Raw genomic sequence first — 23,783 nt, forward strand, 5'->3', positions numbered from 1 at the left:
GCGTTGTTTCGAGAGGGTTGAACGCTGCTCCGGTCGAACATGCCGGTCTATCCAGGGTGCCGCTTTTCTAGGCGCACCCTGAGGTCGGACAGTAAATTTTTACTGAATGATCAGTCAGATTTACTAACCATATGACCGTTCGATGGTGCAGGTTGCGTTTTCAAGGCGAGATCGTAAGGCATGAATTCGCCGTAGAGTTGCAATGAACGCGTCGCGATCGAAATAATGCGCGCGAGGCGCGTTTTCTGAATTTAATGCAACCTGAGAAATATTTAGTTGTCGAGCTATCTGGAGTGTTCGCGACCCTCGCCGAAGGTACTCGACATGCCGGTCTCCTGTGGCTCACTCGCCTCCAGCTTTCAAACTCTCGGCCAGGAAGGCCGCGAAGGCGCGTGTCGCGGGGGCGGTGCGGCCCGGAGCCAGATGCAAGGCGATCTCCGAGGCGGGTAGCGCTGGCAGGCCATCGGTCTTGCCGAGCAGGCGCAACCCCTCCCGCGCCGTGCCCGCCTTGACCACGGTCAGCGCCGCGCCGGCGGCGGCGACCGCCTCGACCGCGCCGATGCTGGAGGAGGAGAACAGGATGCGCCAGGGCCGGCCGGCCTCGTTGAGCGCGGCGAGCGCCCATTCGCGATACATGTTCGGCGCCTTCAGCAAGGCGAGCGGCAACGGCCCGGCGGGCGGAAAGTCGTGGCGGTCCGACCAGGCCCAGGCGGTGCGCTCGCTGCGCAGCACCTCGCCGCTGCCGTCGCCGGCCTTCTGCGTCGCCAGGACAAGGTCGAAGGCCTCACCGAGGCTGGCGATCAGGTCGCGGGTGAAGCCGGTGGTGACTTCGAGCTCGACCTCCGGATGCGAGCGCGCGAAGCGGGCGAGCGTCTCGGGCAGGACGACGGTGGCGTAGTCGTCCATCACCGCGAGCCGGACGCGGCCGGAAACGCTCTGGGCGCGAACCACGTCGAGCGCCTCGTCATGAAGCGCGACGATGCGGCGGGCATAACCGAGGAAATCCTCGCCGGCGCGGGTGAGCAGCACCTCCTGCGGCGAGCGCTGCAGCAGGGTCTGGCCGGCGATCTCCTCGAGCTTTCGCACCTGGGTCGAGATCGTCGACTGCGTGCGGGCGAGTGCCGCCGCGGCGCGGGTGAAGGAGCGCAGCTCCGCGATGGTCACGAAGCTCCGCAGCAGGTCGATGTCGATATTGCGCAGCAAGGCCATCTCTCAAGCGCAGCAGCCGGGGCGATCCATCGTCACACCAGCTCGGCATAGCCCAGCTCGGCGGCCTCGCGCTCATAGTCGAGGATGCGCTCATAGGGGGCGAGCGAGGCCGGGCCGATCGACGCGATGCGCAGCGCCTGCAGCACCAGGCGATGCTCCGGCTTCGACGACAGGGCGAGCAGCGCGGCGCGCAGGGCCTCGACCCGCGCCGGCGCGGTCGCGATCGAGGTGACGAAGGGGATGGCCGGGCTCGGCGGCGTCTGCGCGATGACGCGCAAGCCGGCCACGGCCTGCGGCCGATGCTCGCTGAAATAGGCGAAGGTCATGCAGTCGATCGAGGCGGCGTCGAGCTCGCCGGTGGCGACGCGTCCCATGCTGAACGGGTGCGTCCCGGTCTCGACGACCTCCTTGAAGAACGGCTTGCCGCCGGCGAGCGGGGCGATCAGGCGCCGCGGCAGGTTCATGCCGGAATTCGACTGCCGGCTGTTGCAGGCGAAGCGCGTGCCGCGCAGGTCCTCGATCGCCTGGAACGGGGAGGCGTCGCGGACGAGGATGAAGGCGCAATGGGTGGCCTCGCCGCAGCCCGGCGCGTCGTAGCTGGGCACGCCGAGCAACTGGTACTGGCCGCGATAGATCGTCTGCAGCGGGTAGCCGCAGGTCTGCGAGAAGAACACCTCGGGGCCGATCGCATCGGGCACGGCCGGGCGGTCGAAGGCGAAGGCCTCAGGCAGCTCTCCCGCCTCCGGCCCGAGCTCGGCGACGAGCGCTTCCCAGAAGGCCAGATAGAGCGCGCGCATCTCGGGGAGATTGTACATCGGCGAGGTCGCCGAGAGCGGGGGCGTCTCAGTCGGCGCGGCCTTTGCGTCCCGCATCGCGATATCACTCATGTCCGATTCCGCCCTGTTCGGATCGGCCCGCGATCCGGTGCGGCATGCTAGGGGAGGGAGCCATGGGCCGACAAGCGAGGGCAACGCAGCTGGCGCTGTGCCCTGCAGCATGGACGGCGCCGATGGCCGAAATCGAATAATTCAATTTTGGCTGCGGCGCCGCAGCGGCTAAGTCACGACGCTGGAGCCCGTCCGTGCGGGCGTCGCGTCAATGAGGTCGAGCATGCCGAGGCTGAGATCCGCCACCACCACCCATGGCCGCAACATGGCCGGCGCCCGCGGCCTCTGGCGCGCCACCGGCATGAAGGACTCGGACTTCGGCAAGCCGATCATCGCGGTGGTGAACTCCTTCACCCAGTTCGTGCCGGGCCATGTCCACCTCAAGGATCTCGGCCAGCTCGTTGCGCGCGAGATCGAGAAGGCCGGCGGCGTTGCCAAGGAGTTCAATACCATCGCGGTCGATGACGGCATCGCCATGGGCCATGACGGCATGCTCTATTCGCTGCCGTCGCGCGAGCTGATCGCCGACAGCGTCGAATACATGGTCAACGCCCATTGCGCCGACGCGATGGTCTGCATTTCCAATTGCGACAAGATCACGCCCGGCATGCTGATGGCGTCGATGCGCTTGAACATCCCGACCGTGTTCGTCTCGGGCGGGCCGATGGAGGCCGGCAAATACATCGCCGAGGGCGTGCTGAAGAAGGTCGACCTGGTCGATGCCATGGTCGCCGCCGCCGACAGCAAGTACTCGGACAGCGAAGTCGAGGTGATCGAGCGCTCGGCCTGCCCGACCTGCGGCTCCTGCTCGGGCATGTTCACCGCCAATTCGATGAACTGCCTGACCGAGGCGCTCGGCCTCGCTTTGCCGGGCAACGGCTCGACGCTGGCGACCCATGCCGACCGCAAGCGCCTCTTCGTCGAGGCCGGCCATCTCATCGTCGACATCGCCAAACGCTACTATGAGCAGGATGACGAGAGCGTGCTGCCGCGCAATGTCGCGAGCTTCAAGGCGTTCGAGAACGCGATGACGCTCGACATCTCGATGGGCGGTTCGACCAACACCGTGCTGCATTTGCTCGCCGCCGCGCATGAGGCCGAGATCGACTTCACCATGGCCGATATCGACCGGCTCTCGCGCAACGTGCCGGTGCTGTGCAAGGTCGCGCCGGCCGTCGCGAACGTCCACATGGAGGACGTCCATCGCGCCGGCGGCATCATGGCGATCCTGGGCGAGCTCGATCGCGCCGGCTTGCTCGACACCTCGCTGCCGACCGTGCACAGCGCGACGCTGGCCGAGGCGCTGGAGCGTTGGGACATCAGGCAGACGCAGAGCGAGGCGGTGCGCTCGTTCTACAGCGCTGCGCCCGGCGGCGTGCCGACGCAGACCGCCTTCAGCCAGGACCGGCGCTATGAGGAGCTCGACCTCGATCGCGAGGGCGGCGTCATCCGCGAGAAGGCGCATGCGCATTCGCAGGATGGCGGCCTCGCCGTGCTCTACGGCAACATCGCGCTCGACGGCTGCATCGTGAAGACGGCCGGTGTCGACGCCTCGATCCTGACCTTCTCGGGCAAGGCGGTGATCTTCGAGAGCCAGGATGCGGCGGTCGAGGGCATCCTCAACAACAAGGTCAAGGCCGGCGAGATCGTGCTGATCCGCTATGAGGGGCCGCGCGGCGGGCCCGGCATGCAGGAGATGCTCTATCCGACCAGCTATCTGAAGTCGAAGGGCCTCGGAAAGGCCTGCGCCCTGGTCACCGACGGGCGCTTCTCGGGCGGCTCGTCGGGCCTGTCGATCGGCCATGTCTCGCCCGAGGCGGCCGAAGGTGGCGCGATCGGCCTGGTCGAAAGCGGCGACGTGATCGAGATCGACATCCCCAAGCGCAGCATCGTCCTCAAGGTCTCCGACGAGGAGCTGGCGCGCCGGCGCGCTGCCATGGACGCAAAGGGCAAGGATGCCTGGAAGCCGGCGGCGCCGCGCAAGCGCAAGGTCTCGACCGCGCTGAAGGCCTATGCGGCGCTGGCGACCAGCGCGGCCAAGGGGGCGGTGCGCGCGATCGATTGAGCTGAGACAGAGCCAGCGGAGGCCCCGGCATGAGCGAGCTCTGGGGTGTGGTGGCCGCGACGGCGTCGAGCGCGCTTGGAGGAACCTCCATCGCCGCGACCCGCTATCTCGTCGGTCATCTCGATCCCCTGGCGATCGGCTCCTTCCGCTTCGGCATCGGCTGCCTGCTGCTCGCCCCTGTCGCCCTGCTCGGCGACCGGCGCTGGCCCGATCGTGGGGATTGGCTCCAGACCGCCGGGCTGGGGCTGCTGTTCTTCGCGGTCTTCCCGATCCTGTTCAACGCCTCGCTGATCTATACGAGCAGCGCGCGCGGGGCGCTGGCGCTCTCGACCCTGCCGCTCTTGTCGCTGGTCGTCGGCGCGGCACTCGGCCGGGAACGGCTCACGGCGCGGAAGACGGCCGGTGTGCTGATCGCGATGGCGGGTGTCGGCTTCGCGCTGCTCTCGGGCCTCGGCCACGCGCCGCCGCAGGCCTGGCGCGGCGACCTCCTGATGATCGCCGCGGCGCTGTGCATGGCGCTTTACGGCATCTGGTCGAAGCCGGTGATACGCCGCTGCGGGCCGATCCCGTTCACGACCGTGGCGATGGCCGTCGGCGCGGCCGTGTTGGTCCTGATCTCGGCGGTTCGCGGCAGCTTCGACGCGGTGGCGCAATTTTCTGTCCCGCAATGGTCGGCGGCGCTCTATCTCGGCGTGATCGGCGCCGCCCTGACCTTCTATCTCTGGGGCTTCGCCCTCGGGCGGGCGTCGCCGACCAGCGTCGCGGTCACCGTCACCGTCAACCCGGTCACGGCCTCGCTGGTGGCGGCCGCCGTGCTGAACGAGCCGATCGGCTGGAACCTCGCCGTCGGGATCGTGGTCGTCGGGCTCGGCATCTGGCTGGCGACGACGGATGGGCAAGCGGCTCGCCCTGCCAGCAGCTAGACTTGCCTAGCGTCACATCTTCGCCATGGATCGTCCGGACAAAAGCCGCATCGACAAATCGACGCGCCGGCGCGGCACAGCGCTGGCGCGCGGATTCTGGAGGTGGCCTTGCCGGCGTTCCTGATCGCAGCCCTGCTCTGGCTGGGGCTCCTCTCACCTGCGATCGCGCAGGCGCCGCCGGTCACCTTTTCTGACAATGCCGAGTCGATCGCAGTGGTGGTCGGCAACAAGGCCTACAAGCAGACCAGCACGGTCGACTTCGCCCATAACGACGCCGAGGCGATCAAGGCTTATCTCACCGGCACGCTCGGTTTCCGCGAGCAGAACGTCTTCCTGCTGAAGGACGCGACGCTCGGCGAGCTCACCCAGATGTTCGGCAGCGAAGCCAATCCGCAGGGCGGCAAGCTCTGGCGCAGCGCGGTCGAGGGCCGCTCCAACGTCTTCGTCTATTATTCCGGCCATGGCGTGCCCGATCTCGCGACCCGCCAGCCCTTCCTGCTGCCGCAGGACGGCAATCCCAATGCCAGCGAAAGCGGCTATGCCCTGCAGACGCTCTATCGCAACCTCGAACTGGTCCGGCAGAAGATCGGGGGGCAGCGGCAGCTGATCGTGATGATCGACGCCTGCTTCACCGGCGAGACCGGGCGCAAGGGCGAGAGCCTGCTCGCCGTCTCGGCGCCGGGTTTCACGCCCGCAAGACCGCGCACAGGCGCTGGCATCGTCAAGCTGGTCGCGACCTCCGGGGCAACGCCTGCCAACTGGGATGAGAACCAGAAGCTCGGCCTGTTCACCAGCCGCTTCCTGATGGGCGCTGCCGGGCTGGCGCGGCCGGCCGGCGGACCCGAGACCGGCCCGCTCGCCTGGTCCGACCTGCAGCGCTACCTCAAGGACAGCGTCGGGGCCGCGGCGCGGCGCGACAGCGGCCGCGAACAGGCTCCGGAGATCGACCTGGCCTCGATCGCCTTGCCGGTGGCGGAGCCGGTGCCAGCGGTGGCGCGCGCGGTCGCATTGGCGCGGGACGAGGCCAACTGGCAGCGGGCCAAGGCGGCCGGCGAACGCAGCGCGCTCGAGGCCTACGTCGCGCGCTGCGGCGAGACCTGCGGCTATCGCGAGACGGCGATGGCGCTGCTGCTCGACAAGCGCCGCAGTGGCGAAGCCGCGAGCGACGAGCAGAACTGGGTCAGGCTCGGCGGCTCCGGCAAGTACGAGGAGTATCTCAAGGGCTGCGGCACCGTCTGCGCCTATCGCTCGCTGGCCGAAGGCTATCTCGGCCGCAGCGATGTCTCGCGCGATCCGCGCGTGCAGGACTGCGATGAACTCGCCGGCGATCCCAACGATCCCGACAGGCGCGAGGGCGTCAAGGGCGTGAAGTTCGCCCGGATCGATGCGCGCGCTGCGATCGCGGCCTGCAAGCAGGCGGCAGAGTCGCAGCCGCAAGTGCGGCGGCTCGCCTACCAGCTCGGCCGCGCCTATGACAAAGCCGAGCGCTACAAGGACGCGCTCGCGGCCTATGACAAGGCGGCCGATGCCGGCAGCGCCGCGGCGATGAACAATCTCGGCGCGCTCTATGAGAACGGCCAGGGCAGCAAGGTCGAGTTGCAGAAGGCCTTTGCGCTCTACGAGCAGGCTGCTGGCACCGGCAACGCCATCGCGATGAGCAATGTCGGACGCATGCTGCAATATGGCCGGGGCCGGCCGCGTGACGAGGCGGCGTCGCTGCGCTGGTACCAGAAGGCGGCGGAGGCGGGCGATGCCTTCTCGATCGCCAAGCTGGTGCCGGCCTATCTCGAAGGCCGGCCGGGCTTCCCGAAGAACCCGCAGAAGGGCTTCGACCTGTTCCGCCAGGCTGCCGACAAAGGCGATCCGATCGCGATGGTCTCGATGGCGACGCTGATCGACAACGGTTTCGGCTCCTTCTTCCCCGGCACGAATTCGCTGCAGATGCTGATGAAGGCACTGGAGAAGGGAGAGGCGGGCGCCGCGGCGATCTCCGCCAGCGATGTCTCCGAGCAGAAGCTGAAGCCGGATACGGTGCGGGCCTTGCAACGCGCCGCGCAGAAGGCCGATCATTACAGCGGCGCGATCGATGGCCGCTTCAACCCCATCTTCGTGCGGGCGCTCGATGGTTATGCGCGGTCGCTGGAGCAGGAGCATTAGGCTTGGAGGTCAGATGCGGTGCCTCATCCGTCTTTCCGGGGCTTCGCGTAGCGAAGAGCCCGGAATCCATGACTACGACGGGGCTCCAGCGTCATTGCGAGGAGCGTAGCGACGAAGAAATCCAGGGGCGGCAGAGCTCTATGTCTTCCTGGATTGCTTCGCTTTGCTCGCAATGACGGCGGGAATTCGCGGTCGTCGTGTTCATGGGTTCCAGGCTCAGGCCTGCGGCGTGCCCCGGAATGACGCGAGAGGTTCCGCGCAATGCGCCTGATCTGCCGAATGTTGGTCGTTGGTGCGTTGGTCGCGGCGGCCGGCGCCGCACGCGCCGATGCGCTCTCGACCTGGCTCGATAGCGTCGCGGCCTGCTCGGGCAAGCGCGACCTCTCGCTCGCCGTGGTCGGCTTCGACGGCGGCCAGCAGGTGCTGTCTCGCACGCAGGCCGATGAGGTCAGGCTCGCGATCGAGAGCCGCCTGCAGAGCGAGGGGCGGGTCAGGCTGGCAGCGAGCGCCGACGTCGTCCGCATCAAGACCTTGCGCGATAGCCTCAATTTGCAAAAGCCGGGTGAGGCCGAGACGCAGATCCGCAAAGCGTTCGAGGGCGATGCCAGCATCTTCTTCACCGAGCCGGCGCGGCAGGAGGACAGAGCGAGCTTCCGCCTGCAGGCGATCGCCAGGGCCGGCGACTGCAAGGCGACGAGCGAGCCGGTCGAGATCGCGATCCGGACCAAGCCCGGTGTCGTCGATATCGACCAGGTCATGAGCCGGGCGGTCGAGAACCTGGTGCGGGCCGTGCCCGATCTCAGGCGGGTCGACATCTGTCCCTTCGCCGCGGCGAGCGGTTACAGCGCCTGCAGCGCCGCGCTCGGCGAGCGGCTGCTGCTCGCGCTCGACGCCGAGTCGCGTTCCGACGATCGCGTCCTGCGCTCGCGGCCGCTGGAGATCCGCAAGGCTGCGCCCGGTCAGTGCGTGGCTTCCAGCGCCGAGGTTATGACGCGTGGCCGTTTCGAGCAGGACCGCAACGGGCAAAGCTGGATGGCGCTCGAATTCCGCCGCGGCGACGCCGTGCTGGCACCGAGCGGGCGCAATCGCATCCCGGTCGAGGGGCTGGGCTGCGATCCAGCAATGCGTCCCTTCCTCGAGCATGTCGCCGCCACCGCCGGCTCGGACCGGGCGCGGCTCGCTTTGCTGCCGGCGGCCTCGCCTTTCGCCAAGGGGAGGCGGCTCGATGTCCGCATCGAGGGCAAGGCGGGCACGAAACTCCATTGCTGGGTGCTGGCGCCGGACGGCACGGCCTCGGTCGTGCTGCCGGTGCGCGGCGAGGAGAGCAGGAGCGTGCTGCGCGCCGGCGGCCAGTCCTACCCCTATGATTTCGGTTTGAACGACATCGTGCTCGACGCGGCCTTCGAGAACCTGTTCGCCTGCTTCGGCACCGAGGCCGAGCTGCCGGCGGCGCTGCGCGAACGCTGGCTCAAGGTGGCGCCGAGCGCGAGCGATGATGCGGCGACGCTGTCGCCGGACGAGGTGCTCGACCTGATCGACAAGCTGCGCGCCGTGCCGGGCGTGGTCGAGGCGACCGCGCCGATCGTCGTGCGCTGACGAGGGCGCTTGCCTTCCTCCCAGCGCTCCGCCACCTAAGAGAGATGCACCGGCGTCTCGTCTTCGAAGAGCCAGTCTCACGCGCGGCGATCTGGAGCCGGCGGCTGGCGCTGTTCGGGCTGACGGTCGTCGTGCTCGCCGTGCTGATCTTCCGCTTCGGCCAGCCCTCGGTCGAGCGGCTGGCACCGATCGCCGGCGCCTATATCTTCGTGCTGCTCGCCTTCCTGCTGGCGCTCGCCGCCTTTGTACGGATCTGGCAGGACGGGCATCGCGGCATCGGCATCGCCGTGCAGGCCTTCCTGCTCTGCCTGCTGCTGCTCGCGCCGGTCGCCTATGGCGGCTTCCAGCTCGCGACCTTGCCGTTCCTCGCCGACGTCTCGACCGACATCGACGAGCCGCCGGCCTTCAGCCGCTCGCGCGTGGCTCTGACGGCGCGCGAGGGGCGGGTGCCGCCCGATGTTCCGGGCGAGCGGCGCAAGGCGCAGCGCCAGAGCTATCCCAAGGCGGTACCGATCGTGCTCGAACTGCCGGCCGAGATTGCCTACGACATCGCCCGAAAAGCCTGCGTCACGCTCGGCTGGCAGGTGCTGGAGGGCGCCGCGCCGGGCGGGCGCAGCGGCGCGGGGCGGCTCGATGCGATTGCGCGCTCGCGCGTGCTGCGCCTCGTCGACGACATCACCATCCGCATCAGGCCGCGCGCCGACGGCAGCCGGATCGATATCCGCTCGGCCTCGCGGCTGGGCGGTTTCGATTTCGGCGCCAATGCCAAGCGCATCGCCGCCTTCGAGGAGGAGGTGAAGCTCCTCGTGGAATTGCGCTGAGCGGCATCGTCGTCATTGCGAGCCCCCGGGTCTTGCCTCCGGCAAGCCCGAGGACAGGCTCCGCGAAGCAACCCAGGGAGATGTAGAGCACTGTCGCCTCTGGATTGCTTCGTCGCTATGCTCCTCGCAATGACGGAAGAGCCTCACGCCAGCCGGTAGCGGCTCGCCAGCAATGGCGCCCCGTCATCGCAGAGCACGACGCCGCGTTCGACCAGATCCTCGAGCTGCGCCAGCACCGAGAGCGAGGCGGCGCCGAGCAGCCGAGGTGGCAGTTCCTGATAGATCGGCGGCACCATTTCGGCGATCGTTTCGTCGCCGGCCTGCAGACGGCTGAGAATGGCCGCCTCGCGCAGCCGCCGGTGCTGCACCAGTCCGCGCAGGAAGCGCTGGGGCTCGCGCACCGGGCCGCCATGGCCGGGCCAGTAGAGCCGGTCCTCGCGGCCGCGCAATTTCTCGATCGAGGCCATGTAGGCGACCATCGAGCCGTCGGGCGGGGCGACGATCGTGGTCGACCAGGCCATGACATGGTCGCCCGAGAACAGGGTGTTCTCCTCCGGCAGGGCGAAGGCGAGGTGGTTGGCGGTGTGGCCGGGCGTTTCCAGCGCCTCAAGCGTCCAGCCCGGGCCGGAGACCGCGTCGCCCTCGGCCATGATGAGATCGGGCGCGTAGTTCCGGTCGGCGGAGGCGTCGAGCGGGTTGATCTCGCCGAGCACCAGCTCGCGCGCCGGCCGGTGCAGGCCGCAGCCGACGATGCGTGCGCCGGTCGCGGCCTTGAGCGCACGTGCGGCCGGGGAATGGTCGCGATGGGTGTGGGTGATGACGATGTCGGTGACGGTCTCGCCGGCGATCGCCGCGAGCAAACGCTCGACATGGTCGGGATCGTCCGGGCCGGGATCGATGATCGCGATGCTGCCACGCCCGACAATGTAGCTGCAGGTGCCGGTGAAGGTCATCGGCCCGCCATTGCCGGCGATCAGCCGGCGCACCAGAGGCGAGAGCTGCACCAACTCGCCCGAGGCTGCGCCGGGGTCGCGGTCGAAATCGAGCGGTTCGTCTGCGTCGGAAGGGGCGTTGGGCATCTGCGCATCCGGGATCGGGCATGGTGACCGGCTTGTCGGCCGGCGGGCCATTTCCTATAGACGAACGAGCCGGGCGTCGACGGCGCCCGAAGAAGAAGGACGAGATCCGATGGCCGAGACGCTGCCACTGCCCGCCACCTCCATGGTCAACGCGGCCCTGCCGGCCCCGCGCAGCCAGGTCCTGCGCAATGTCGCGCTCGCCGTCGTCGGCAGCCTGCTGATCGTCGCCGCCGCGAAGGTCAAGGTGCCGTTCTGGCCGGTGCCGATGACGCTGCAGACGCTGGCCGTGCTCGGCCTCGGCGCTGCCTATGGTGCGCGCCTCGGCGCTGCGACCGTCGCGCTCTACATCGCCTATGGCCTGTTCGGCCTGCCGGTCTTCACCAACACCCCGCCGGTCGCTGCCGGCCCGCTCTATCTGCTCGGACCGACGGGCGGCTTCCTGATCGGCTTCGTCGCCGCCGCGGCGATCGCCGGCTGGGCCGGCTCGCGCGGCGCCTCGCTCCTGCGCCTCGCCGGCGGCGTGGTGCTGGCCGAGATCGTGCTGATGACGCTCGGCTTCGCCTGGCTGGCGCTGGGTGCGCAGATGGCGAGCGGCGCGACCGGGATCGGTTTCGCCAAGGCCTGGGCCGCCGGCGTGCAGCCTTTCCTGCTCGGCGACCTGATCAAGGCGGCGCTGGCCGCGAGCTTGGTCGGTGCCGGCTGGTCGGTGCTGAAGCGCCGCGGCTGAGCCGGACAACCTGCACAGAATCAGAAAGCCGGGGCTCTGCCCCGGCTTTTTTATTGCCTGCGCTCTCGCCCGGTAAGGCTCAGCCCGCCGGTTTCTGGTCGGTACAGGCCTTCTTGACCGGCTGCAGGAACATGTCGAGCTCCATCAGACCGCCGCAGCGGTCGCAGCCCGCGAGCAGCGTCGTGAGGCCGAGAATGGCGATGAGGCGGAAGGCGGATTTCATGCGAGCGCGGCTCCAGATTGCGGCGCGAGCATAGCGAACTGGCCCACTGCGCGCCACTGGGCGGGACGGGCTGCTCGCGCGGCACGCCGGGGGCCTGCGCGCGACAGCGCGGCGGAGCAGGGAATTCTCGGCTTCTACCCAGGCTTGCAGGCGAGATGCTGCGGCGGGGGCATTTGTTCGTACACACCCAGATCTGCTGAGAAAGTGAATACCTGTTCACAGTAATCGCTGCCGTTTACCGGTTGTAAAGCTCAGCAGCCGCACTCTTTTGAACAGTTTTTATCTGCGGATCGGATGCCGGGGGGCACGCGATGCGTGAAATCGGCTTCGGCTTGATGTTCGCTCTGGCCATGGCCTTGGCCGCGTTCCTGGTCGCTGCCTGGCCAGTTCCGGGGCAGCCGATCGCTGCCTTCTTTCCGACCGGCACCTCGCAGCCGGAGATGGCGCGCGCCGTCGCCGAGGCGGGCGGCAGCATCCTTCAGCTCGATGCTACCGCAGCCGTCGCGATCAGCGTCGGCGACGGTCGCGACTATGCCGCATCCCTCTATCGGGCCGGTGCCTGGCTCGTCATCGACGGATCGCTGGCGCAATCCTGCATCCGCCAGGCCAGGAGCCTCGCAAATGGGTGAAGTCGAGCGGCTCCGCACGCGGTTCGCCAGGCTGCTGGTCGCGCTCCTCTGGGCCAATGTCGGTTTGCTCCTGGTCGGAACGCCGTCCGGCGGGCCGGCCCAGTCGAACCTCACCGCGATGGGCGCGGCGCTGGCGATCCTGAGCACGCTCTCCTGGCGCATCGATCGGATTGGCTGGGTCACGCGCCAGGTCACCAGCGTCGCGCTCGTCGGCCAGGTCATGCTGCTGGTCTATGCCTTCGCCGGGCATCCCTACCAGGCCGACCTGCACATGTATTTCTTCGCGATGCTGGCGGTGCTGGCCGGCTGGCTGGACTGGCGCATCTTCCTGCCGGCGACGCTCGCCATCACCGTCCATCATCTCGCGCTGAGCACCTTCAACTCGATCGGCGTGTTTCCCGGCGGCAGCGACATCAAGCGGGCTTTCCTGCATGGCGTCATCGTGGCCGTCCAGGCGGGGGCGCTGAGCTGGATCGTCTGGTCGCTGCGGCAGGCGGTGGAATCGTCCGAGCGGGAGCGCAGCGAGGCGCAAGAGGCGCGTTCGATCGCCGACGAGGCGCGCCGGGACGTCGCCGAGACGACGGAACGGGCTGCGCATGAGCGCCGCCGCATCCTGCACGACCTCGCCAACGAGTTCGAGCGCAAGATCGCCGGCATCGCGCGGGCCGTGATCGCCTCGATCGCCTCGCTTCGGGCCGCGTCCGAGCAGATGCGGACCGGCGCGGAGGAGGTGTCGCAGCGCTCCGTCGCCGCATCACAGGCCTCGCGCTCCTCCTCCTCGAACGTCGTCGCCATCACCGAGGCGACCTCCGAGCTCGCCAGCTCGTTCACCGAGGTCGACCGCCAGGTGAACGAGGCGGCCCGGCTCGTCGGCGACACCACGCAGCAGGCGCTGACCGTGCTCGACCGGGTCGGCGAGCTCTCGCGCAAGGTGCACGAGATCGGCAACGTCACCCATGTCATCTCGACCATCGCCCGGCACACCAACCTGCTGGCGCTGAACGCTTCGATCGAGGCTGCCAGGATCGGCAATATGGGCGGCGGCTTCGCCGTGGTCGCGCACGAGATCAAGGGGCTCGCCGACGAGACCTGGCGGGCGACCGAGCAGATCCAGAACCAGATCGACGCGATCGGCCTCTCCGGCGCCGACGCGATCAACGCGATCGACGCGATGACGGCGACCATCGACACGCTCAACCAGATCTCGGTCGCGGTCGCGGCGGTGGTGGAGAAGCAGAACGTGGCGACGGCGGGGATCGCCGAGAATGTCAGGCGCGCCGCGGACGAGACGGTCACCGCCGGCGGGCATATCGACATCGTCAGCCGCGTCGCGGAGGAGACGGGCGAAGCGGCGAATCACGTGGCGGATTCGGCCGACGTGCTGTCGCGCCAATCGGCCGATCTCGACAGCGAAGTTGCGGATTTTCTCGGTCGTATCCGGGCGGCGTGAGGGCGAGCCATCTTGCTGGCGTGCTGCGGCCATAGGAGCCGAACGGGCTGTTGCCGGGATCGCCAGCGTCAGGCGGGCTCCTCGAAACCGCCGGGACATCCGCCCAAAAACGAAAAAAGCCCCGAAGGGTTGTTTCGCAAGGTCTGGTGGTGGCCGTAGACGTTCTGGAGCGTCTCCAAGGTCATGCCGCGCATGCCGGGTAGAGCGTAGGGATCAGCGCGATTCTGCATGCCCCAGGTCGCGGGGCATGCCGTACGGGCTCTGGACCATCTGGCGAGAGCTCCCCGCCGTGCGGGTGCCGCCATTGCCGGGCTAGCGCCCCGCGATCGCCTGGCCCTCGTAAGGGCTGGCGCGACTTTAAGGAGTCGACCAGGCTCCTACCGGATTATCGCATTGTAAGTCAGGCGCGCGCAGCCGGAGCCTCTTAGCGAACTACCGCATATGTAAACGACAAACGAGTCTTTCCCTCTGAACCCCTTATTCGGTTTGTAAAAGAACGAGAACTCTCCGGACTGGGAGAGATTCCCGTTTGCCGGCTCCTTCATAATAACGGCTTTCTCAAAAACCATCTCAGTATTTCTGCTATGAAACGGGTTGTTATTGATCGGAGCGAAACCGTATCGGCATCCATTTTCATCCATTTCGGTAGCAAGTATTATCTTGCTATTTTCTTCAAAATAGAATGGCGGCCCTTGGGTGTGGCAATTTTCACGATGAAACTGCGCCATGGAATAAGTCGTGCTCACAAGTAGAAAAACTACTCCAATGCCCAAAATTCTCAGCATGGTTGGCGAGCTCCGATCATGTCGATATTCTTCGCATTTATTTTATAGGGTCAAGCACCGTGCCGACGAAGAGATCATGCGCCGGGCCGAGATCCTGGCTCAGCAGAGGCTGACGCAACGACCGGCAATGAAGCGAACGCCGTGCACTGTCCGTTGACCTGCCGAATGAAAGGACCGGGCCGTCGTCACCGAGAGGTGGCGGCGGTCTTTTCGTTTCTGTCGGTAATTCTGCCGGTCAAAGAAAAAGGGCCGATCCGGCCCTGTCTCTAACTATTTGCGATATATCGGGAAATTTTGGTCGGAGTGGCAGGATTTGAACCTGCGACCCCCTCGTCCCGAACGAGGTGCTCTACCAGGCTGAGCCACACTCCGATCAACTGGTGGCCGGCTTATAGCCAGCCGCTCGCCGCAGCGCAACAGCCAAGGACAGGGGTTGCGCGATCTTTTTCGGCAAGGCTCCGGCCGCAAGCCCCGGCCAGGCGCGGCGCGCTGTCGATCTCGGCCCCGGGGCAGGACGATCCGCTGTTGCGCACGGCTGCGACGCGCTCTAGAAGGCAGCGCAGATTGGGGCGTCGCCAAGCGGTAAGGCAGCGGTTTTTGGTACCGCCATTCCCAGGTTCGAATCCTGGCGCCCCAGCCACCCAGCTCCGTTTATCGGACGGTTCGGTGGCTGCCCGGCAATTGTAGCGCGCCTGTAGCCCGGCGCGATCTTTTGCACCTTCCGGCGCGATCTTTTGCACCCGACCAATGTCCGGTCTCGACCCAAAGCGGACCTTGCTTTGCCCCAGCCTGAGCCTGCATAGCTGACGACAGCGCGACGAACGAGGCGTCTATGAAGGTCACGGAGGCGCGAGTTTACGCTATCTGGTGCGGAGCGATTTTGTTCGGCTCGATAGCATGGACCTTCTCGGGTGAGCGCGGAAAACTGGACGCCGCCTTTCGAGAAGCGTGGCGAGACAGCTTCGGAACGGATGAATAGCCCCTAGATTTGTGGACGCCTTCTTCCCTAATTTTGAGGCAAGGAGGCCATGATGGGGCCCGGTCATTTTACGGACGATTTCAAGCGTGACGCGGTCGCGCAGATCACCGAACGGGGCTACCCGGTTGCAGAGGTGTCGAAGCGGCTCGGCGTGAGCCAGCACTCGCTCTACGCCTGGAAGCGGAGGTTCTCGAAGCCAGCGGTTTCGCCCAGCGTTGACCAGGCTGCGGAGATCCGCCGCCTGAAGGCGGAGCTGGCACGCGTCACCGAGGAGCGCGACATCCTAAAAAAAGCCACCGCGTATTTCGCCAAGGATGCAAAGTGAGATACGCGTTTGTGGCCGAGCATCGCCGCCAGTTTCCGGTGCGGGCGATGTGTCGCTGCCTGCGCATCCAGCCCAGCGGTTTCTATGCCTGGCTGAAGACCCCGTTGAGCCGGCGAGCTCGGGAGGATGCGCGCCAGATCGAGCTTCTCGACAGGGCCTGGAAGGAAAGTGGCCGGGTCTACGGCTATCGCAAGCTGCATGACGATTTGCTGGATCAGGGCGAGACCAGTTGCGCCAACCGCGTCGCTCGCTTCGCAAGGCTAGCCGGGATCAAGGCCCAGATTGGCTATCGGCGCCGTCCCGGTTCTCATGGCGGCAAGCCGTCGGTCGTGGTCGACAACACCCTGGCCCGACGGTTCGATGTCGATGCGCAGGACAAGGCGTGGGTGACGGACATCACCTACATCAGGACCCAGGAAGGCTTCGCCTACCTGGCCGTGGTGATCGACCTGTTCTCCCGCCGCGTCATTGGCTGGTCCCTGCAGAGCCGGCAGGTCACCGATGTCGTGCTGCAGGCGTTGCTCATGGCGGTATGGCGACGGAAGCCGAAGACCACGGTCCTGGTCCACTCGGATCAAGGTTCCCAGTTTACCAGCATGGATTGGGCAGCCTTCCTGAAGCACCACAACCTTGAGTATTCGATGAGCCGGCGCGGGAACTGTCACGACAACGCCGTGGCAGAGAGCTTCTTCAATCTGCTCAAGCGCGAGCGAATCCGCCGCAAGATCTACCGGACGCGCGAGGAGGCAAGGCAGGACGTGTTCGACTACATCGAGATGTTCTACAACCCGAGGCGCAAGCACGTCAGGAACGGGATGCTGTCACCCGTCGAGTTCGAACGACAGCACCAGATGTAGCCCGAAGGTGTCCACGAAACTCGGGGCTATTCATGGTGCCGTTATTGGAATACGCAGATGGCCCTCTGCGTCTTCGGTTCGACCCTCGCGACCTATGTCGAGGGCCAAGGCTATCGTGCCGCCTCGGAGACGCACAAGGAGGCCGAAGAGCAGATCATCGACGCGGATGGTGATCTCCTCACCGACATCGCCGGCGAAAACCAAGCTCCATCGTGCTGCGGCTTGTCGAACTGGCGCGGCCTCGCTCACGCGGGGCCGGGCCTTTTTGTCTTTATCGCCAGCCGGGTGGCCATTGCGGAGAATGAAGACGATCTTACCCGACGCGCCATCTGGCGGTTCCGACGAGCTCAGGCATCTCGATGAGAGCCCCGTCGGCGAACCCTGCGGGGCCTTCGAATGCCCGCGGAGTGGTTGCGGCGCGCCTGTTGATAATCTCGTCGAGCACGTTCCGGTTGTACGAAGCGTCAGCTAGATTGCGCTCGCGGTGGCGGTTTTGCCAAGCCGAGATCCCGGACGTGCTGACCTATCGGCCTCTGCTCGCAAGCTGGGTGTTGCGCCCCAGCCCGCTCATCCTCTTGGCCCTGTCGGCTCGCGCCGGCAGGGCCTTTTCGTTTAGCGCTTTGGCTGCGGCGTGCCATCCGTCAGCGACTTCCCGTCAGGCTCCGTCTTTCGACCGTACTCGCGATTCATCTGGGAATCCGCTCCGCCCCGGGCTTCGGGACGGTGGGTGCCCGGCGCTTCGGGCGTGCGCTCGCGTTTTGTTTCCGGTGAATCCGGCTTTGCCCCAAAACCTTCTCTCGTGGGCGGGTGGACGCTCTGCGCGTTCGCTGCGCCCGCCAACCCAACCGCCACGGCCAGGGCTATAGAGAACTGTCTCATGAACGGCTCCACTTCCTCGGAAACGAACGCACGCCGTTGGCAGCGTGTTCCTGCGATCGGGCAGGCTGGCACGCCCGCGAGCGCTATCGGACCGACTCAACCTCCGATCGACTTGACTCTTCGGGTCTGAATGTTCTCATTATGTTCTCAAATTCGAGAGCGAGAACCATGTCAGCGCTGCCAGCCGACCAGCGGGTCGAGGACGCGTCCCTCGATGCCGAAATCACGGGGATGATCGCCGAATTGCTCGAAGAGCACGGCTCGGAGCTGGCGGCTCTGCGGGCGCTGGCGCACGACTTCCTCGTGCTGCTCGCCGATGCCGACCGCTCGGTCTCGCGCGGCTATCTGCGCGGGCTGTTCTCGGAGGGCGCCCGTCCCATTCTCAGAGAGGACGAGTGAGCGGCGGGGCGTTCGCGGATCGAGATCGGGTGCGGCACGGCGGAGCGGGCGCCTTGACCCGTCTCCGCCGACACATCCTCATCATCGCCGGCGCCGCTATCGGCCGCCGGCTTTCATCATGGCAGGGCCGCGGCTCACTTGCCGTATTGCTGGATCAGCGCGCGGGCCTCGGCGAGCAGCTTCTTGCCGTCCGCACCCTTGGCGCCGACCTCCTTGACCCACTCCTCCTCGACCGCGGCGGTGGCCTCGACCCAGCGCTTGTACTCGTCCTGCGGCAGGTCGTAGAAGATGCCGCCGAGATCGGCCGCCTGCTTCTTGTAGGTCTCGACCACCGCGTCGAAGCCGGTCTCGCCGGCCCAGGCCGAGGTTTCCGGGCCGCTATTGGCGTCGATCACCTTCTTCAGATCGGCCGGCAGGCTGTCGTATTTGGCCTGGTTCATGCCGAACAGGAAGATCGTGTTCGAGATGCGCGGCGCCCCGGCCGGGACGTTGAGGTGATATTTGGCGATCTCGGCGAGCTTGATCGACGGCGAGCCCTCCCACGGCACAGCGGCGCCGTCGACGACGCCCTTGGCCAGCGATTCCGGCACGGCCGGCAGCGGCATCTGCACCGGCGTCGCGCCGAGCGCCGCGAGCATCTTCGAATTGGCGCGCGTCGCCGCCCGGATCTTCAGGCCCTTCATGTCGGCCAGCGTCTTGGGCTGCTTGCTGGTGAAGTGGAACAGTGCGCCGTCATGCACATGCATGAACAGCGGCTTCACGCCCTTGTACTCGTCCTGCGCATTCTTCCGGGCATAGTCCCAGAAGGCGCGGCTGCCGGCCTTGGCGGTCACCACCATCCAGGGGAGTTCGAAGACCTCGGACTTGGCGAAGCGGCCGGCGGCATAGGTCGGCACGGTCCAGATCACGTCGACGACGCCGTCGCGCACCTGGTCGAAGAGCTGCGCCGGCGTGCCGCCGAGCTGCATCGCCGGGTAGATCTGGCATTTCAGCTTGTCGCCGGACTCCTTGTTAATCTTGTCGCACCAGGGCTGGATCAGCTTGACCTGCGCGCTCGAGGTCGAGGGCAGGAAATGGTGGACGCGCAGGATGACCTGCTGCGCCGCCGCCTGCGAGATGCTCGCCAGGCTCGCCAGCCCGCCGAGGACGAGACCGGCGCAGAGCCGGTTGAGGATCGATGTCTGCTGCTTGCTCATGCTGCACCTCCCTGTGCGTTTTCTGCCTATGCGTTTGCTTCTTGCTTGGGTGAATGGCCTCACAGCGCGCCGAACGTCTTGACCAGGACGAGCGAGATCGAGGGGAAGGCGACGAGGGCGATGATGCGGACGAGGTCCGAGGCGAGGAAGGGCATCACGCCCTTGAAGGTCTCGACCAGCGGCACGTCCTTGGCGAGGCGGTTGATGATGTAGACGTTCATGCCGACCGGCGGATGCACCAGGCCGATCTCGACCACCATCAAGGCGAGGATGCCGAACCAGATCGACTTGTCCTCGACCGACATGCCGTAGAAATCGAGCCCGATGATCATCGGATAGAAGATCGGGATCGTCAGCAGGATCATCGCCAGCGAGTCCATGACGCAGCCGAGCAGGATGTAGATCACGAGGATCATCGCCAACACCAGGAGCGGGGCGAGGCCGCTGTCCTTGACCCAGGCCGCGAGCTCGGCCGGCATCTGCGACAGGGCGAGCGCCGTGTTCAGCATGTCGGCGCCGAGCAGGACGAGCAGGATCATCGCCGTCGCCTGCGCCGTGCCGAGCGCGCTGTCTATCAGGCCACGCCAGCGCATGCCGCCGCTGATCACCGCGATCGCGCCGCAGGCCGCGGCGCCGATCGCCGCCGCCTCGGTCGGCGTCGCCCAGCCGCCATAGATGCCGACGATCACCAGCACGAAGACGAGGATCACCGGGAACACGCCGGCGAGGACCTTGAGCCGCTCCGGCCAGGGCACGCGCGGGCCGGCCGGGCCGGCCTCCGGATTGCGCCGCACGATCAACTGCACGACGAACATGTAGCCGAACATCGCGATCAGGCCGGGCAGGACGGCGGCCATGAACAGCTTGCCGATCGATTCCTGAGTCAGGATCGCATAGATCACCAGCGGCACCGAAGGCGGGATCATGATGCCGAGCGTGCCGCCGGCCGCGAGCGCGCCGGTGGCGAGGCTGCCGGAATAGCGGTAGCGGCGCAGCTCCGGCAGGGCGACCTGGCCCATCGTCGCCGCGGTCGCGAGCGAGGAGCCGCAGATCGCGCCGAAGCCGGCGCAGGCGCCGATCGCCGCCATGGCGACGCCGCCGCGGCGATGGCCGATGAAGGCGCTGACACAGCGGAACAGGCTCGCCGACAAGCCGCCATGGGTGGCGAACTGGCCCATCAGCAGGAAGAGCGGGATGACCGTCAGGTCGTAATTCGACAGGCGGGCATAAGGAATGGACTTGAGGATATTGAGCCAGGGCGTCCAGTTGCCGCCCATCAGGTAGACATAGCCGCCGGAGCCCGCGACGAACATCGCGATGCCGATCGGCACGCGAAACGCCATCAGCGCGAGCAGGCAGGCGAAGATGGTGAAGCCGACCGAGATCCCGCTCATCGACGAGGCTCCCCGCGGCGCGTCGCTTCCCGGGCATGGCGCGCCGCCATGTAGAAGCCGGCCAGCGCCAGCATCGCGAAGCCAGGCACCATGGCGATCTGCGCCCACCAGACGGGGATGTCGAGGATCGCCGAGGTCTCGCCCGATTCCTGCGTGCCGATGGCGCCGACATAGACGCGCCAGGTCAGCACGGCCCCGACCAGCCCGACCAGCAGCGAGCCGAAGGCGTCGAGCGCATGGTTGACCCAGGGCGGGGCGGCGGCGGTGAAGAAGTCGACCTTCACGTCGCCGTGGTTGAGGTGGCAATAGGCGAAGAAGGCGGCGGAGGCCGCGGCCGCAATCATCTGCAGCAGCTCGACATCGCCGGGAACGGGTGCGGACATGAGCTTGCGGCCGATGATCGAGACGATCGACATCACGACGAGGCCGACGAAGAGCAGCCCGCCGATGATCGCCAGGATCTTGGCGACCGCTAGCAGCATGCGCCCCGACGGCCCGAAGATGATCGGATCGTTCGCCGGCACGCCCGGCACGGGTTCCTGCATCGGCCTTCCTCCCCTTGTCCGCCGTCGGCGCGCTTGCTTCCGCGCGTTCCGACCGCCAGGCGGATCGCTCCACCCCGGTTATGCTTCGCACGGAAACGAGGCCGGAGCCCGCTCCCTTGCATGCCCGTCAGCCGTGCGATCCCTCTTCACCCGGCGCTTCGAAAACTATTTCACATGTTAAATAACATGCAACTGGAAAATTGAACGGCGGGAGCACGCCTTGGGCGCGTCGCGGATGGATGGTCCGAAAGGCCGTCATGCCTCCTGTTCCGCCATTTTCACGAGGGCGTAGAGCGCCTCGGTCCGCGCCACCGCGATGCCGTGCTTTTCGGCGATACGGACGACGGCGCCGTTCAGCGTCTCGATCTCGGTCGGACGCTTCGCCAGCAGGTCCTGCAGCATCGAGGGTTTGTGCCCGCCATGATGATCGAGCGCATGGTCGATCGTCGCATGGCTGCGCTCGGGGAGGACCGCGAGACCTTCCGCCTGCGCGACCGCGAGAACCTCGCTCGCGACGGCGTGAGCGAGCCGGCGCCCGTCCGATGCGCTGCCGAGGCCGCCGACCGTGCGCCGCGTCACCGCGCAGAGGCTGTTCAATGCGACATTGAAGGCGACCTTCTCCCAGATCGCGACGACCGCATCGGGATCAGCAGCGCAGGGCAACCCGGCCGCGTCCAGCGCCGCCGCCAGCTCATCGAGCGCGGCGTCCGTGCTGCCGTCGACCATGACGACGCGGGTCTTGCTCTCGCCGTGCGAATGCACCTCGCCGGGGGCGACGAGATCGGCCGGGACGGTGGTCATGCCGATGGCAATGCGCGAGGCATCGGCGAAGCCCGCCAGCTTCTCGGCATTGCCGAGGCCGTTCTGCAGACTGAGCAGGCGTGTCTGCGGCCCGATGAGATGCCTGGCCGCCGCCAGCGCGCCTTGGGTATGCATCGCCTTGGTGAAGACGATCAGCCAGTCAGGCTGCGTCGTCGCCCCCTCCGGCCGCAAGATCGGGAGCGTCAGCCGCCGTTCGCCGGCATCGTTGCGGATCAGCAGCCCGTGCTCGCGCACCGCCGCGATCTGGGCCGGGTTGACGTCGATGAGTTCGACCGCGTGGCCCGCCTCGGCCAGGAGCCCGCCGAACAGCGAGCCCATCGCGCCGGCGCCCAGAATGGAAATACGCAGGGCGCTCACCTCACACACCTAGAACGGGTAGTGGCGCGGCGCGGTCTGCAGCGTCAGCCAGCGCAGTTCGGTGAAGGCCTCGATGCCGGCGCGCCCGCCGAAGCGGCCATAGCCGCTGTTCTTCACGCCGCCGAACGGCATCTGCGCCTCGTCATGCACGGTCGGGCCGTTGACATGGCAGATGCCGGATTCGATGCGGGCCGCGACGCGCCAGCCGCGCGCGGTGTCGCCGGTGAAGACGGCGGCCGAAAGCCCATAGGGGTTGTCGTTGGCGCAGGCGATCGCCGCCTCCTCGCCGTCGACGCGCACGATCGCCTTGACCGGGCCGAAGCTCTCCTCGCCATAGATCCGCATCGCCGGGGTGACATGGTCGAGCAGCGTCGCCGGGAACAAGGTCGTCTCCGCCTTGCCGCCGCAGACCAAAGTCGCGCCCTTAGCGAGCGCGTCGTCGATCAGGGCGTTGCAGCGCTCGACCGCCTTCATGTCGACGACCGAGCCGAGCACCACCGGCCCCTTGCGGGGATCGCCGAGCGGGAGGCTCGTTGCTTTCGCGGCAAGCCGCGCGACGAAGTCGTCGGCGATCGTGCTGTCGACCACGATGCGCTCGGTCGACATGCAGATCTGGCCGGAATTGGCGAAGGCGCCGAAGGCGATGCCGGCGACCGCGGCATCGAGATCGGCATCGTCGAGGACGAGGGCTGGCGCCTTGCCGCCAAGCTCCAGCACCGCCGGCTTCAGATGCTCGGCGCAGAGTTTTGCGATGATCCGGCCGACATGGGTCGAGCCGGTGAAGTTGACCCGCCTGACCGCCGGATGGCCGACCATCGCCGCGACGACCTCGGCGGCATCCTCAGGCGCATTGGTGACGAAGTTGACGACGCCCTCGGGCAGTCCCGCTTCCTGCAGCGCCGCGATGATCAGCCCATGGGTGCGCGGGCAGAGCTCGGAGCCCTTCAGCACGACGGTGTTGCCGCAAGCCAGCGGCACGGCGACGGCGCGCGTGGCGAGGATGACCGGCGCATTCCACGGCGCCATGCCGAGCACGACGCCGGCCGGCTGGCGCACCGCCATGGCAAGGCTGCCCGGCACATTGGAGGGGATGACCTCGCCGCTGATCTGCGTCGTCAGGGCGGCCGCCTCGATCAGCATGTCGGCGGCGAGATGGACGTTGAAGCCGGCCCAGATGGCGGAGGCGCCGGTCTCGGCCGACATCGCGGCGGTGAAATCGGCAGCGCGGGCCTCCAGCGCATGCGCGCCCTTGACCAGCAATTCGCGGCGCTTCGCGGGGGACGTCTGCGACCAGGCCGGGAAGGCGCGCGCGGCGGCATCGACCGCGGCGCGGGCATCGTCCGGCGTCGCCGCAGCTGCGCGGCTGGCGACCGAGCCGTCGAGCGGATTGCGGCGCTCGAAGACGCGCCCGCCGGCCGCCGCGACCGCCTTGCCGCCGATCAGGAGATTGATGGTTTCGGTGCTGGTCATCTCTCGATC

Annotated in this window: 19 protein-coding genes, 2 tRNA genes and 1 pseudogene; 12 read left to right on the plus strand and 10 right to left on the minus strand. The window is 67.2% G+C overall.

The features are described 5' to 3' along the window. Positions 1-342: 342 nt before the first annotated feature. Positions 343-1,203, minus strand: coding sequence for a LysR substrate-binding domain-containing protein (locus AC3WLC_RS03060; RefSeq protein ID WP_493682456.1), 861 nt, complete (start codon positions 1,201-1,203; stop codon positions 343-345). A 38-nt stretch (positions 1,204-1,241) separates the two neighbouring features. Next, positions 1,242-2,096: a phosphate/phosphite/phosphonate ABC transporter substrate-binding protein gene (locus tag AC3WLC_RS03065; RefSeq protein WP_493682457.1), complete on the minus strand. Its 855-nt coding sequence runs from the start codon at positions 2,094-2,096 to the stop codon at positions 1,242-1,244. Positions 2,097-2,319: 223 nt separating this feature from the next. Between AC3WLC_RS03065 and ilvD the strand changes: the two genes are divergently transcribed. From ilvD to AC3WLC_RS03090, 5 genes are all read left to right on the plus strand, one after another. Further along, entirely contained in the window at positions 2,320-4,161 is a 1,842-nt protein-coding gene (ilvD, locus tag AC3WLC_RS03070) for a dihydroxy-acid dehydratase (protein WP_493682458.1), read from the plus strand. Positions 4,162-4,190: 29 nt separating this feature from the next. Then, on the plus strand, positions 4,191-5,084 hold the full coding sequence (locus AC3WLC_RS03075) for a DMT family transporter (RefSeq protein WP_493682459.1): 894 nt from the start codon (positions 4,191-4,193) through the stop codon (positions 5,082-5,084). 102 nt (positions 5,085-5,186) lie between these two features. Next, positions 5,187-7,241, plus strand: coding sequence for a caspase family protein (locus AC3WLC_RS03080; RefSeq protein WP_493682460.1), 2,055 nt, complete (start codon positions 5,187-5,189; stop codon positions 7,239-7,241). A gap of 279 nt (positions 7,242-7,520) precedes the next feature. Then, the gene (locus AC3WLC_RS03085; RefSeq protein ID WP_493682461.1) at positions 7,521-8,837 is read left to right on the plus strand and encodes a hypothetical protein; all 1,317 of its coding nucleotides are present in this window, start codon (positions 7,521-7,523) and stop codon (positions 8,835-8,837) included. A gap of 44 nt (positions 8,838-8,881) precedes the next feature. Further along, entirely contained in the window at positions 8,882-9,658 is a 777-nt protein-coding gene (locus AC3WLC_RS03090; RefSeq protein ID WP_493682462.1) for a DUF1499 domain-containing protein, read from the plus strand. 143 nt (positions 9,659-9,801) lie between these two features. Here AC3WLC_RS03090 and AC3WLC_RS03095 read toward each other — a convergent pair whose 3' ends face one another. Continuing rightward, entirely contained in the window at positions 9,802-10,737 is a 936-nt protein-coding gene (locus AC3WLC_RS03095; RefSeq protein WP_493682463.1) for an MBL fold metallo-hydrolase, read from the minus strand. Between the two features lie 109 nt (positions 10,738-10,846). Between AC3WLC_RS03095 and AC3WLC_RS03100 the strand changes: the two genes are divergently transcribed. Next, positions 10,847-11,464 carry a biotin transporter BioY gene (locus AC3WLC_RS03100; RefSeq protein WP_493682464.1) on the plus strand — a complete coding sequence of 206 codons (618 nt, stop codon included), beginning with the start codon at positions 10,847-10,849 and terminating at the stop codon, positions 11,462-11,464. Positions 11,465-11,543: 79 nt separating this feature from the next. Here the strand turns inward: AC3WLC_RS03100 and AC3WLC_RS03105 are convergent, their stop codons facing one another. Further along, positions 11,544-11,687, minus strand: coding sequence for a hypothetical protein (locus AC3WLC_RS03105; protein ID WP_493682465.1), 144 nt, complete (start codon positions 11,685-11,687; stop codon positions 11,544-11,546). Positions 11,688-11,998: 311 nt separating this feature from the next. Here AC3WLC_RS03105 and AC3WLC_RS03110 point away from each other — a divergent pair, with 311 nt between their 5' ends. Both AC3WLC_RS03110 and AC3WLC_RS03115 read left to right on the plus strand, forming a co-directional pair. Continuing rightward, positions 11,999-12,316, plus strand: coding sequence for a hypothetical protein (locus tag AC3WLC_RS03110; RefSeq protein ID WP_493682466.1), 318 nt, complete (start codon positions 11,999-12,001; stop codon positions 12,314-12,316). Further along, positions 12,309-13,766, plus strand: coding sequence for a methyl-accepting chemotaxis protein (locus tag AC3WLC_RS03115; RefSeq protein WP_493682467.1), 1,458 nt, complete (start codon positions 12,309-12,311; stop codon positions 13,764-13,766). The genes AC3WLC_RS03110 and AC3WLC_RS03115 overlap by 8 nt, the downstream gene beginning before the upstream one ends. A 1,080-nt stretch (positions 13,767-14,846) precedes the next feature. Here AC3WLC_RS03115 and AC3WLC_RS03120 read toward each other — a convergent pair. Next, positions 14,847-14,923: transfer RNA gene (locus AC3WLC_RS03120), tRNA-Pro, on the minus strand. 193 nt (positions 14,924-15,116) lie between these two features. On the opposite strand from AC3WLC_RS03120, the gene AC3WLC_RS03125 reads away from it, so the two are divergent. The 4 genes and pseudogenes from AC3WLC_RS03125 to AC3WLC_RS03140 all read left to right on the plus strand — a co-directional run bounded on the left by AC3WLC_RS03125 (position 15,117) and on the right by AC3WLC_RS03140 (position 17,990). Next, positions 15,117-15,191: transfer RNA gene (locus tag AC3WLC_RS03125), tRNA-Gln, on the plus strand. A gap of 391 nt (positions 15,192-15,582) precedes the next feature. After that, positions 15,583-16,712 (plus strand): IS3 family transposase gene (locus tag AC3WLC_RS03130; protein WP_493682468.1). Its coding sequence is split into 2 segments (ribosomal slippage): positions 15,583-15,826 and positions 15,826-16,712, totalling 1,131 coding nucleotides; the frame shifts between segments, so codons are not numbered across the junction. 45 nt (positions 16,713-16,757) lie between these two features. Next, a pseudogene (locus AC3WLC_RS03135) lies at positions 16,758-17,075 on the plus strand (phage portal protein family protein); the annotation flags it as partial. A 684-nt stretch (positions 17,076-17,759) separates the two neighbouring features. Continuing rightward, a complete protein-coding gene (locus AC3WLC_RS03140; protein WP_493682469.1) occupies positions 17,760-17,990 on the plus strand; it encodes a hypothetical protein in 231 nt (76 codons plus the stop codon). A 134-nt stretch (positions 17,991-18,124) separates the two neighbouring features. On the opposite strand, the gene AC3WLC_RS03145 is transcribed toward AC3WLC_RS03140, so the two are convergent. The 5 genes from AC3WLC_RS03145 to AC3WLC_RS03165 form a co-directional block, all read right to left on the minus strand. Beyond that, positions 18,125-19,186, minus strand: a complete 1,062-nt coding sequence (locus AC3WLC_RS03145) for a TRAP transporter substrate-binding protein (RefSeq protein WP_493682470.1) — start codon at positions 19,184-19,186, stop codon at positions 18,125-18,127. Between the two features lie 59 nt (positions 19,187-19,245). After that, the gene (locus AC3WLC_RS03150; protein ID WP_493682471.1) at positions 19,246-20,580 is read right to left on the minus strand and encodes a TRAP transporter large permease; all 1,335 of its coding nucleotides are present in this window, start codon (positions 20,578-20,580) and stop codon (positions 19,246-19,248) included. Beyond that, positions 20,577-21,125 carry a TRAP transporter small permease gene (locus tag AC3WLC_RS03155; protein ID WP_493682472.1) on the minus strand — a complete coding sequence of 183 codons (549 nt, stop codon included), beginning with the start codon at positions 21,123-21,125 and terminating at the stop codon, positions 20,577-20,579. Before AC3WLC_RS03155 ends, AC3WLC_RS03150 begins: the two co-directional genes overlap by 4 nt. A gap of 255 nt (positions 21,126-21,380) precedes the next feature. Beyond that, positions 21,381-22,304 (minus strand): ketopantoate reductase family protein, encoded by a 924-nt coding sequence (locus AC3WLC_RS03160; protein WP_493682473.1) that lies wholly within the window; start codon positions 22,302-22,304, stop codon positions 21,381-21,383. Between the two features lie 9 nt (positions 22,305-22,313). After that, positions 22,314-23,774: an aldehyde dehydrogenase gene (locus tag AC3WLC_RS03165; RefSeq protein WP_493682474.1), complete on the minus strand. Its 1,461-nt coding sequence runs from the start codon at positions 23,772-23,774 to the stop codon at positions 22,314-22,316. Between the last annotated feature and the right edge of the window lie 9 nt (positions 23,775-23,783).

The sequence above is a fragment of the Allobosea sp. GW821-FHT03A12 genome, assembly GCF_058986765.1.